Annotated in this window: 9 protein-coding genes; 3 read left to right on the plus strand and 6 right to left on the minus strand. The window is 54.3% G+C overall.

Going from position 1 to position 12,030, the window contains the following annotated elements; genetic code table 11:
* Positions 1–49: 49 nt before the first annotated feature.
* The 6 genes from ACTHPM_RS23345 to ACTHPM_RS23370 all read right to left on the minus strand — a co-directional run bounded on the left by ACTHPM_RS23345 (position 50) and on the right by ACTHPM_RS23370 (position 8,487).
* A complete protein-coding gene (locus ACTHPM_RS23345; protein WP_440397539.1) occupies positions 50–1,786 on the minus strand; it encodes a glycoside hydrolase family 36 protein in 1,737 nt (578 codons plus the stop codon).
* A 51-nt stretch (positions 1,787–1,837) separates the two neighbouring features.
* The gene (locus ACTHPM_RS23350) at positions 1,838–2,671 is read right to left on the minus strand and encodes a carbohydrate ABC transporter permease (protein WP_440397538.1); all 834 of its coding nucleotides are present in this window, start codon (positions 2,669–2,671) and stop codon (positions 1,838–1,840) included.
* Positions 2,672–2,685: 14 nt separating this feature from the next.
* Positions 2,686–3,567 carry a carbohydrate ABC transporter permease gene (locus tag ACTHPM_RS23355; RefSeq protein ID WP_440397537.1) on the minus strand — a complete coding sequence of 294 codons (882 nt, stop codon included), beginning with the start codon at positions 3,565–3,567 and terminating at the stop codon, positions 2,686–2,688.
* 68 nt (positions 3,568–3,635) lie between these two features.
* Complete coding sequence (locus ACTHPM_RS23360) at positions 3,636–4,985, minus strand: ABC transporter substrate-binding protein (protein ID WP_440397536.1); 1,350 nt, start codon at positions 4,983–4,985, stop codon at positions 3,636–3,638.
* 102 nt (positions 4,986–5,087) lie between these two features.
* Positions 5,088–6,677 carry a response regulator gene (locus tag ACTHPM_RS23365; RefSeq protein ID WP_440397535.1) on the minus strand — a complete coding sequence of 530 codons (1,590 nt, stop codon included), beginning with the start codon at positions 6,675–6,677 and terminating at the stop codon, positions 5,088–5,090.
* The gene (locus tag ACTHPM_RS23370) at positions 6,670–8,487 is read right to left on the minus strand and encodes a sensor histidine kinase (RefSeq protein ID WP_440397534.1); all 1,818 of its coding nucleotides are present in this window, start codon (positions 8,485–8,487) and stop codon (positions 6,670–6,672) included. Before ACTHPM_RS23370 ends, ACTHPM_RS23365 begins: the two co-directional genes overlap by 8 nt.
* A 409-nt stretch (positions 8,488–8,896) precedes the next feature.
* On the opposite strand from ACTHPM_RS23370, the gene ACTHPM_RS23375 reads away from it, so the two are divergent.
* The 3 genes from ACTHPM_RS23375 (at position 8,897) to ACTHPM_RS23385 (ending at position 12,015) form a co-directional block, all read left to right on the plus strand.
* A complete protein-coding gene (locus ACTHPM_RS23375) occupies positions 8,897–9,706 on the plus strand; it encodes an ABC transporter ATP-binding protein (RefSeq protein ID WP_440397533.1) in 810 nt (269 codons plus the stop codon).
* Between the two features lie 23 nt (positions 9,707–9,729).
* Positions 9,730–10,554 (plus strand): ABC transporter permease, encoded by an 825-nt coding sequence (locus tag ACTHPM_RS23380; RefSeq protein WP_440397532.1) that lies wholly within the window; start codon positions 9,730–9,732, stop codon positions 10,552–10,554.
* Positions 10,555–10,668: 114 nt separating this feature from the next.
* On the plus strand, positions 10,669–12,015 hold the full coding sequence (locus tag ACTHPM_RS23385) for an LLM class flavin-dependent oxidoreductase (protein ID WP_440397531.1): 1,347 nt from the start codon (positions 10,669–10,671) through the stop codon (positions 12,013–12,015).
* Positions 12,016–12,030: the final 15 nt, after the last annotated feature.

Here is a 12,030-nt window from a genome sequence, read left to right on the forward strand (position 1 = left end):
CTAGATGTATGTCCATTTAAGAACTTATATACGGGGCTCTCTTTTCCTTCTATTCCTGCCGCAATCGGATAAGCCCGGACGGAGGCACGTGGAGCATATGCAGCCCTGCCTGCAGGCTTACCGGCCCAGCCGACAGCTCATTTCCCAGGCAATCGAGCACCGTCGCGAAACCTGCCAGCGGTTCCGCCAGATGAATGGCCATCGAGCCGCTTGAGGTGCCGTTCACGAACAGATAGCTTTCATGCCCGAAGCTGTCGATATGAACGATGTGTTCGCTGTATACGGCTGCAAGCCATTGGTTCGTGCTTGCCGCGTACACCACCGGGTACAAGTACTCCGGAGACTCGGGCCGCAGGCTCCCGGCAAGCAGCAGCTCGCGGTGCTCCCGCCAGAAGCTGAGCCAATAGGCAGTCACCTGCCGATGGGACTCCGGGATCTGGTCCAGCCGAACCGAAATCTGCGGCACGGAAAATAACGAATGGATGAACTGAAGCGCGACATGCTCCGGGCTTTCATTGCGGTTCCACATCATCATATCCGAGTGCACGGCCGTATTCCCGCTTAGTAGGCGGATGTCGAGCGAACCGATGCGGTTTTGGCTGTAGTTGCCCGGGCAGTCGGCCACCCGGAACATATTGCCGTATTTCCGCATCAGCGGGCCTACGTATTGCTGCCGGAACTCGATGATAACCTCGGGTTTGATCGTCTTCAGCCTCAGCATCACATCCGACAGCAGCCGGTCCACCGCTTCCGGCACGGAATCGTAATCGCGTCCCCCGCCAAGCGAGAACCGCATCTCCTCCGACAAGTTAAAGGAGTCCACGAAATCCAGCTTGAAGCCGTCAATTCCCCAAGCCAACAGGGCATCTTCATAAGTGCCGATCAAATATTCGCGAACCTCCGGGAACCGGGGGTCCAGCACAGCGGTATCTGAGCCGTAGCTGTTCATGAATTTCCCCTCGAAGCGTCCCCAGGCAGCGGAGTGCCTGCCCACGAACGGGACGGAGTACCAGAGGATGAATTTCATACCGAGATCATGCACGCGATCCACGAAACCCCGCATATACGCGATCCGATTCGGCGAGACTTCCCAATCCCCGCAGTAAGCATAGCCCCGCTGGTTGTCGTCCGTCTGCCAGCCGTCATCCACGATGACCGCCTCGCAGCCAAGCTCCTTCGCCATCCGGCACTCTTCTTCAATCGCCGCCGGATCCAGCTGCTGATGAAAGCTGTACCAGGTGGAATACATCGGAAGCCGCGCCGTGTCCGGCACATCAGCGGGGGCGTAACCCGGCATGGCGGCCCACCACTCGCCGACCTCCCGGAGGCAATCCGCATAGAAGAGCTCCCTCGTATCGATGCGGAGCACGGCTTCGTAATGGTCGATCGGCGGACTGGCCTCGGTGAAGAGCTCCAGCCACATTTCGAACTCCGCCGTTTCCTCATGGATGCCCGCCCGCATCCGCAGCGGTCGCATCGCGTCGGAGAAGGCGACCGTCAGCCGGTTCTTCCCTTTCGGATTGTATAGGGCGCATACGGGCGCAAGCGAAGTCGCCTTGCTCTCCAGCGGGGCGCTGAAGTCGATCCGCAGCCCCTTTTCCCGGTTCGCGCCCGGATCCCAGTAACCGGAGATATCGATTGCGGGATGCATCCAGCTGATCCGCACGGACTTCGGAATCCGTGCTTCTTCGCTATCCATAGCGAAGCGGATGAACTCCAAGCCGCCTTCAGCTTCGAGCAGCTCCAGCGTGAAGCTGAAGCCCGTTTCTTCCGTGCTGATGTTCATAGATTTAGTTCCGGTCTGAAAGCGCATATTGATCCTCCTCGAAGATGTTCCTTATCCTTTCACTGCCGAGCTGACGGTCAGGGCATTCTCCACCTGTTCCGAGAACAGCAGATAGATGAGCACCGTCGGAATCGTCGATATGACCATCACCGCTCCCATGGCGCCCCAGTCCGACGTAAACTGCGTTTGGAAATACAGCAGTCCAAGCGGCAGCGTCTTCAGTGCATTATCGCTGATCATCACGAGGGCGACCAGAAATTCGTTCCATGCGTACAGGAAGACGAAAATACTTACCGAGGCGATTGCCGGCTTCACGAGCGGAACCATGATTTTGAAGAACGTCGTATATACGCTAGCCCCGTCGATCGAGGCGGATTCTTCGATTTCATAAGGCAATGTCCGGAAAAACGCAAAAAAGATAATCGTCGCAAAAGACAGCTGAAAAGCCACGTAAGGCACGATGACGGCCAGGTAGCTGTTCTGCAGATGGAACGTGCGCTCCAGAATCAGCAGAGGAATCAGGATGATCTGCATCGGAATAAACATGCCTACGGTCATGTAGATCTTGGCTCCGTTCGCCAAACGCCACTTCATCCGGGCAGCCGCGTAGGAGAACATCAGCGACAGGATCACCGTGCCCACCACCGTGCCGACAGATACGACAAGGCTATTTTTGAAATAATTCAGCAGATCGAACGCGGAAAACGCGTTTTGATAATTCTCGAAATGCCACTGCTTCGGAAACCCGAATACGTTGGTGGAGAAGATCTCCTCGTTCGTTTTGAACGAATAGAACAAAAGCCAAATCAGCGGGTATAAGCTAAGCAATACGAACAGCGACAGCGGTACATAGATCAGCGTTCGATTCGTCAGTCTCTTTAACATATGTGCCTCCCCATTTAATAACTGATTTTTTCCCGCGCCACGAATTTGTTAATGAGGATGGTGAACAACAGGCATTCGATGACCAAGATCGCGGAGGCAGCCGATCCATAGCCGTACTCGCCGGATCTGAACGCCGCTTTGTACATCATGAAGGTGAGCGTGTACGAGATATTGCCCGGACCGCCGTTGGTCATGACGAACATGTTCTGGAACGCATTCAGTCCCCCGGTAATCGCAATGATCAGGCAAAATTTATACGTTTCGCCCAAGAGCGGAATCGTAATTTTCCAATGCGTTTTCCAATAAGGCGCACCGTCGATCTTCGCAGCCTCGTACAGATGCTCGGGAATCGATTTGATCGCCGTGTAGATCAGCACGAGCTGGACGCCCATATTATGCCATGCATTGGTGAATGCAATCGCCCAGATCGAGGTATGCTCACCGCTCAGCCACGCCTGCTGGTAATCGATGCCGAGCAGGGAAAAGATGCTGTTCAGCAAACCGCCGTCGGCATTGTAGATCGAAATCCACAGCTGCGACACCACGACGCCCGAGAGGACGACCGGAATGAAGTAGCTTGTTTTGAAAAATTTGCGTCCCCGGATGCTTTTCGTGCTCAGCGCAATCGCGAGGATTGTCCCGAGGCCCATCTGGTAGACGACCAGGACAAAGGCGAAAATGAGACCGTTCTTCAGCGAAACCCAGAAGTCGTCATCCGTCAGCAGGCGCTTATAGTTATCGAGGCCGATAAAGGTCGCGGGCGTCAGGCCATCCCAATCAAAAAAGCTTTTCTGGAACGTTTGAAAGATTGGAATGATGACGATCACCGTAAAAAAGAGCAGCGTGGGAACCGTAAACACAAGTAAAGCCAAATTGTACTTCTGTCTGGATGTCATATTCTCCCTCCCCTTGAAAAACAGGTCATCCATGAAAGACAAGGATAACCTGTTCTCACCTACCTTATTTATTTGCGGGCCGTTTCCAGCGCTTTGTTCATGTCTTTAATGAAATCCGCCGCCGATTGTCCGGCAAGCAGCTTTTGCGTATTGTCTTCCACGGCCGTCTTGAACTTCGCGTTCTCATATCCCCAGGCAAATGTGGTCATGGTTTTGAAATTCACCGAATCGTCCGCATACTGCTGCTGAATCGAAGACAGTCCCTTTTGCGGGGTGACCTTCTCGGCCAGAATCGAGTTCGGGTCGGACAGCAGGATCACGCGCTGTTTCGCAAATTCAAGGGAGAACAGTGCCGCGTATTTCACAGCCACGTCTTTGTTTTTCGAATTCTTGGAAACCGCGAACCCTTGGTTGAAGCCGCCGCCGCTTAAGTTCCACTTCACCTGATCCACTTTGTCCGCATCACTCAGCGGCGTGTACAGAATGCCCACTTTATCTCCCATGAGCGAGTCCAGGTTGCTCATCGACCATGCGCCATTCATGTACATGGCCGCTTTACCGGAGCTGAACTGGGCCGAGGCATCGTCCGCCGTCGTGTTGAATGCGTTTTTCGAGATGAGTCCTGCCTTGGTCAGCTCTTCCAGCTTTTGTGCGCCCTTCGCGTAGGCTTCATCGGAGAATGTGCCTTCCCCGTTGTCCAGCTTTTTCAGACCGCCAGGTTCGGAGCCTACGACAGCCAAGTCGAGCAGCTGTACCGCCGGCCATTTTTCTTTGGCAAACACCGCAAGCGGCGTAATCTTCTTCGCATTGAAGGCTTTGACAGCTGCCAAAAACTCATCATAGTTCGTTGGAACTTTCACATTGTTCTGGGTGAACAAATCTTTGTTGTAAAAGATAAGCGCCGCCCACTGTCCAACGTTCGGTACCGCGTAGGAATGTCCGTCCTTGTTCCACATCATCGGCTTTGCGCTTTCGGTCAGCTTCTCCTCAAGCTTATTCTCCTTGATGACGTCGTCCATCATGGCGAGATTATCCGATTTTTTGAGCGTCTCGATCAAACCGCTGGATGCGTAGAAAATGTCCGGCAGGGTGCCAGCCGCCGCATACGTTTTAATCTTTTGCTCGTCATCCTGCGCGGAAACCTCGAAGTCCACGCTTACTTCAGGCATGACCTTCTTCATCTCTGCGGCGGCCGCATCGTACACAGCCTTTTCAGGACCGCTGTACTGCGCGTAAAATTTAAGCTTTACAGAGCCCTCTTCCTTCTTCTCGCTGCTTCCGGCCGTACTTGTACCGCCGCTTGCGCCGCTGTCCGAAGCCGTCCCTTTGTCGCCCGCGCCGCCGCATGCGGAAAGCGTGAGCATGAGCATCGAGAGCACCACCAGCATGGAAGCCGGTTTTTTAACATTCCATTTCACCCGTGTATCCCCCTTATTTGTGTTCGATTTATTATTATTGTAATGAAAACGCTATCTTGGCTGAATGGAGGAATCGGTACTGATTTGTATATTTCCACATCTTTATCTGGTGACCTCATATTCGCTCGGCGATAAGCCGGTATGTTTTTTGAACGTTTTGCTGAAATGGGCCACGTCGCTATACCCCACCATTTCCGCGATGCTTGACAACCGCAGGTTCCGGCCGGAGGCGAGAAGCTCCTTCGCCTTTTTCATCCGGGTCTCCACGATGTACTCGCTGACGCTCATACCGAGGCCCTCCTTGAAAATTTTCAGCAGATACCGGGGCTGGATCAGAAATTGTCGCGAAATGTCCTCGACCTTCAGCTGGCTGTCCGCGTAATGCGTATCGATGTGCTCCCTTGCCAAGGTCAGGATTTTGTTCGACTTGGACCGCTTGACGTTCTTCGAATGCTCCATGACCTTCATGTAGAGCCCTTTCATCCATTCGAAAGCATCCTCCAGCGATGGCTTGTTCGTGATTTCCTCAAACGGCGAGAAACCTTCAGGAAAAATATCGCCCACATGCTTGCCGATTTCATGCACATAGGTCAGGCACAGCGACACGAGTCCGGCCAAAATCATATGGATGTAATCGCCGGAGAGCTGGTTGACCTGAATATAATGCCGAATGGCATCCAGCGTTTCCCTGATTTGCGCTTCATCGCGAAGCCGGAGGTGAATGAGCAGGTTCTCATTCATCTCGCTCGGGTAAAATCCGATGTTGGCGGGCCTTGCGACCATCTCCTCGTACTTCACCACAGGGGCGGTATTCATGGAAATCCGGTTGCGAAGCGCGATCACTGACTCCTTGTAGGACTGGCGGATCGAGGCGATGCCGCTGCCTACGCTTCCCAAGCCTGCCGTGACGCTGAACCCGAAATGCTTGCCCGTCAAAAAGCACAATCGTTCGAATCCTTCTGTCGCCAGGCTCGGGTGCTTCCCGCCGGCATCATACTGCAGCAGCAGGATAATCCGGTTCTCAGGTCCGTTGAAAATATACCGCTGCCCCTGGGTCTGAATCAGATCCCCGAGCAGGCTGGAAACGGTCGATTTGCGGAGACGAACCTCCGCGGGGTCGAGCATCGCCTCATGAAGACCGTCCATTTCTATGGATGCCACCTGAAACAAGGTCTGTTCCTTGACCATGTCGGACAGGTGGAGCCGATTCCAATCGAGCCCGCTGTCCGTCGTGCCGTCGTTGCTGATCAATAGGTTCAGGAAGCCTTCCTTCAGAGCCATCCGCTCCTTCTCCGACCGGCTTCGTTCCGAACGCAGCTTCTCCAGCGAGCTCTTGACCTTGGCAAGGGCCACGAGGAGCTCTTCTTCGTCAAAAGGCTTCAGGATGTAGTCATCCACTCCGATTTTCAGCGCCTTGCGCGCGTATTCGAATTCGCTGTGGCCGGTCACGAGCAGGACGAACGTGGACGGATACCCCTCCTTTACCTTGGCCGCAAGCTCCATGCCGTCCATATAAGGCATGTTGATGTCCAAGATGGCGATATCCGGCTGCGTCTCCTCGACGAGCTTCAACGCCTCGATTCCGTTCTTTGCTTCACCGCACCATTCGAATCCGTGGGCGTTCCAATCAATAATGCCTTTCAGGTACGCGCGGAACCGGGTCTCATCATCGGCAATAACCACTTTATACATCGGCTTGTTCTCCTCTCGATAGCGGAATTCTAACGGTAATCTCGGCTCCTTCGCCGCGGGTGCTGTGGATGCGGATGCCGTACCGGTCACCGAAATACAGCCGGATGCGCTCATCTACGCTTTTCAGTCCGAAGGTCCCACTGCTTTCCCGGCCTTTCCTGAATCCCTCCAGCTGCTCCGGGCTGAATCCGACGCCGTCGTCCCTTACGATCAGCTCGATCATTTCTTCCTGCCTGCGTCCTTCGATGGAGATGTGACCGAAGCTTCCCTTCTCCTTCAGGCCGTGATAGATCGAATTCTCCACCAGCGGCTGCAGGGTCAGCTTCGGGATCGCGCAGTTCTGCAGCTCGGCGGGAACGTCGATGCGGAAATCGAACAGATCGGAATAACGTGCGCTTTGTATATACAAATAGCTCTGGAGATTCTGTAATTCCTCGCGGACGGTGATGATCTCTTTGCCGTTGCTGAGCGCAACCCGGTAGAAGTCCGCCAGCGCCTTGGTCGCTTTGCCCGCTTCTTCGCTTTCTCCCGTTTTGCACATGACAAAGATCAGATCCAGCGTGTTGTAGAAAAAATGAGGCTTGATCTGCTCCTGAATGAGCGCCAGCTCATACTCCCGCTTCTGCTGCTGCTCTTCCCTGACCTTGACGAGCAGATCATTGATTCGCCCCAGCATCATGTTCAGGCCGGCGCCGAGCATGCCGACCTCGTCCCGGCTTCTCACTTCAACGGGCCGGTCGATGTTCTCGTCCCGGATGCGGTTCATATGCTTGGCAAGCGACATGATCGGCGCCGCGATGACGCCGGAGAGAATGATCGCGCCGAGCAGCGCGAGCAGCAGGCAGAGGCTGCCGACGATGAGAATAACCCGGGATACCTTGGCCGTCTCCCGGGTGAGATCGGCAAGGGAGATCTCGTCCACGAGCTTCCAGTCGGCATGGCTGAACGGCATCGCCGTCAGCAGTACCTTCTCGCCGTTCTCCTTGCGGATTTCTTGAAAAACGGTATCGCCCGCCATGATTTCCTGCTTCCGGTACGATTCCAGCGGCTTTAATATGCGGTTTTCATCCCCTGCCGAAATCACGATGCCGCGCGAATCCACGATGTAATATCCGGCCGTCTGCACAGGACCCACCGGATTATAGATATTTGAAAGCGTTTTCTCACTGATGTTGACGAACAGGTAACCAAGCGTCTCCATGGTCTCCGTATCCAGTATCTTTTTGCCAACGGTCAGCACCGCCTTGTCCTGATCCAGCACCCAGAAGCTGCGCTTCTGCATCGGAAACCAGAGCATAATGCCGTTGCTGCCCTCCACCTTCCGGTACATGTCGCTTGCCAGGCCGGCCTCGCTGCCCGCCGTCAGCTTCGGATCGGTCGTGTATACATTCTGGTTTCGGTCGACGAACACCGCCGACTCCACGTCATGAAAGATCAGCTGGGCAAAGTCCAGCTTGTTCTCAATCTGGTTGCGCAGCACATGATCGTCGCTGATCGGCAATTCGCCTTCATGCTTGGCCGCAAGCTCCAGCGTCTTCAGCTTCACTTCTTTGTTCAGGTCGAGCATCGCAATATTGGCAAAGCTCTCGGCGTTGACAAGAAGGGTATCGATCCGGGTCGTAATGAGCCGCGACTCGTCCAGCATGTTTTTTCTCGTCTTGCTGACGATCGAATTCGTATTGGTGTTATAAGAAAAGAGTCCCAGCAGCAATAGCGGGATCACAATCAGCGGCAGGTACACGAAAATGATTTTATTCTGAATTCTCTGGTTCCGGAACCACCTGAATTTGCCGGTCTGCATCCTGTCCATTCATCCTCCGATTCTGTCATTTCATGTAAGGGCTTCAATAATGGTATGCTCGAAAGCTTTGAGCGTCAAGTATCGACAAAATATTATTTTCCACTTCCTTCCTTGTGAATTTCTTAGGTCCACATCCGACAAATGATGATCTATCCATACACAACAGAAAGGCAGCCTGCTGAATGAAGCCGGTATAACCAATGTTACGCCTTGATTCAGGAAGATGCTCAAAAATGATTGACAATTCCATCCAAGATGTTAGTATATTCACATCGGCATAATAGGAATTAAATTCACCATTGGCTGACCGGTCAACCGGAAGCTCAGAGGACAATGACGTTTCGACGTCATTTCCACTGAGCTTTTTGTGTTCTATGGATGCAGGGTCGAAATCATTCAAGGCGAAAGGAAGATGAATATGCCTCCAAAAGATAAAATCAGATTCGACAACGTCACCAAGACCTTCACGGTCCGTGATTCCAGAAAAAGCGGAGCAACCAAGCTGTTCACAGCGGTCAAGGATCTAAACTTCACTGTCCGGGAAGGAGAGTTCCTGACGTTGGTGGGGCCGAGCGGCTGTGGCAAATCGACCCTGCTCGACATGATCAGCGGCTTATCGGAGCCGACGCGCGGCCGCATCCTCATGGACGGCGAGAAGATTTCCGGTCCCGGGCTCAACAGGGGAATTGTCTTCCAGCAATACGCCCTATTCCCATGGAAGACAGCGCGCGGCAATATCGAGTTTGGATTGGAGGCCAAGGGCATCCCGAAGCGCGAACGCAGAGAACAGGCCGACCACTTCCTTTCGCTCGTAGGGCTCGGCAGCTTCGGCAATCGGTACCCGCATGAGCTGTCCGGCGGTATGAAGCAGCGTGTCGCGATTGCCCGCAGCCTAGCCTTTAACCCGGATGTACTGCTCATGGATGAACCGTTTGCGGCGCTCGACGCGCAGACCCGGGAGTCTCTGCAGGGTGAGCTTCTGCGAATCTGGCAGCAGACGAAGAAAACGATCATTTTCATCACCCATGGCATCGACGAAGCCGTTTATCTCGGGGAGCGCGTCGTTGTTCTGACTCCAGGCCCCGGCACCGTGAGCAAAATCGTGGACGTGCCACTCTCATCAAGGTTGGAGGACGCAGATATCCGCTCACATCCCGACTTCGTGAAGCTCCGTCATGAAGTGTGGAGCTTGCTTTACAAACCTGTATATCAGGGAGCCAGCATCTAGTACAAGGAAGGAGAAATATTCAAATGGAGACCGTCAAGTCCGCACCTGCAAGCTTGCCCGGAAGAGGTCCTGGAGTTGCTCTGCTAGCCGTCTTCCAAAGACTGATCCGGCAGTCCATCGTTCTTATTGCCTTGTTCTTGTTATGGGAGATCGCTCCCCGCGCGGGACTGGTGGATCCCGCTTTCTTCCCGCCGTTCTCCCACGTCGTCGAGGCGTTGTGGAACCTCATTGTGTCCGGAGAACTGCTTCGGCATTTTACTGCAAGCATCGTTCGCTCTCTGGCCGGCTTCTCGCTCGCTCTCGTCATCGCGATTCCACTCGGACTGATGATCGGTTGGTACCCGCTGGCGAGAGAGCTCCTCAATCCGGTGCTCGAGCTATTCAGGAATACGGCGGCGCTGGCTCTGCTCCCCGTATTTATGCTGTTTCTCGGTATCGAGGAGACTTCCAAAATCGCGATCGTCCTGTTCGCCTGCTCTTGGCCGATTCTCCTCAATACGATCGCTGCTGTTGGTAATGTTGATCCATTGCTCATCAAATCGGCGAGATCGATGAACCTGTCTTCCTCCAAGCTGTTCCTAAAAGTCATTCTGCCTGCATCCATTCCGACGATATTCACGGGAATTCGAATGGCCGGGACGGGGGCAATACTGGTGCTGATTGCCGCCGAGATGGTGGGTGCTAAGGAAGGGCTTGGGTATCTCATCACCTATTCGCAGTACAACTTTCAAATCCCCAAGATGTATGCGGGCATTCTCTCCATCTCACTGCTGGGGCTACTCATCAACCAGGGGTTAGTGCTGCTCGAACGGAAGTTCTCCAAGTGGAAGCCACAGGCAAACAGCTAGCTGCTGAAAAGGAGTTCGGCGTGAAGCCGGAATGGCTGGAACGTATGCGGACAACCGCCCGTAAGGACCAATTCCCTCACGTATTCATTGAATTAAAAACAAGGAGTGATAGCGATGGCTAACAAACAAATGAAGCTCGGAGCGTTCTTTAATCTACCAGGGCACCACGTGGCCAGCTGGAGGCATCCGCTGACTGCGGCTGACCAGAGCTTGAATCTGGCTTACCTGCAGGAGCTCGCGCAGATCGCCGAGCGGGGCAAATTCGATATGATTTTCTTCGCCGACGTACTTGGGCTACGGCCTTCCGGCAATCAGTCGGCTTCGGCCATCAAGCTGGACCCGTTGATCATCCTGGCGGCACTCGCGTCTGCCACGCGTCATATCGGACTGACCGCCACCTTGACGACGACGTATAACGAGCCTTACCAGGTCGCCCGCAAATTCGCGGCGATCGATCACCTGTCCGGAGGCCGGGCGGCTTGGAATGTTGTGACGTCAGCCAACGACAGGGAGTCACTGTTATTCGGCAAACCGAAGCATCTGGAACACGCACGCCGTTACGAAAGAGCCGAAGAATTCGTCGAGGTTGTCAAGAAGCTCTGGTTATCGGTGGATCGGGAAGCGCTCATCCTTGACAAGAAGAACGGGAACATCCTAGACGTCGAGAAGCTTCATCCCTTGGACCACGAGGGGGAATGGTTTAAATTGGAGGGTCTGCTGGATGCACCAGCAACCCCACAGGGACATCCCGTCATCGTACAAGCGGGATCTTCGGAGGCGGGGAAGGACCTGGCTGCGAAGACGGCGGAGGTCATTTTCACCGCGTGGCAAACACTGGGGGAAGCCCAGACGTTCTATCGGGACGTGAAAGGTCGCCTCGCCAAGTATGGCCGTAAGCCTGATGATTTGAAGATTATGCCTGGGGTCTTCATCACAGTGGCGGAGACGGAAGCGGAAGCGATCGCCAAGCGGAAAGAATTAAACAGCTACATTCTACCCGAGGTCGGACTGGAATACCTGTCCAACTTTATCGGTACAGACCTTAGGGGCTATGACGTCGATGCGCCACTGCCGGAGTTCGTGGAGGCCGAGGATAAGACGAATCCTCAGATTCGGGCAAACCTGATCCGGACTTTGGCCGAGCGTGAGGGATTGACGACGATCCGCGAGGTTTACGAGCAGATTGCTGGAGCACGCGGACACCGTGAGATTGTGGGTTCGCCGACTCAGATCGCGGACCAGCTCGAAGAATGGTTCCTCAGCGATGGTGCGGACGGCTTCAATATCATGCCTCCGACCTTCCCGGAAGGACTCCGGGACATCGTCGAACTCGTGATTCCAGAATTGCAGCGCCGCGGATTATTCCGCACGGAATACGAGAGTGACACGCTGCGCGGAAATCTAGGATTGTCCGTGCCCGCCTATCCGGATGCCAAGCAAACGCAATCGGTGCATCGATAACACAATTCCTTGAAA

Origin of the sequence: Paenibacillus sp. SAFN-054 (genome assembly GCF_051966755.1) — a bacterium.
Taxonomy (GTDB): Bacteria; Bacillota; Bacilli; order Paenibacillales; family Paenibacillaceae; genus Paenibacillus_AQ.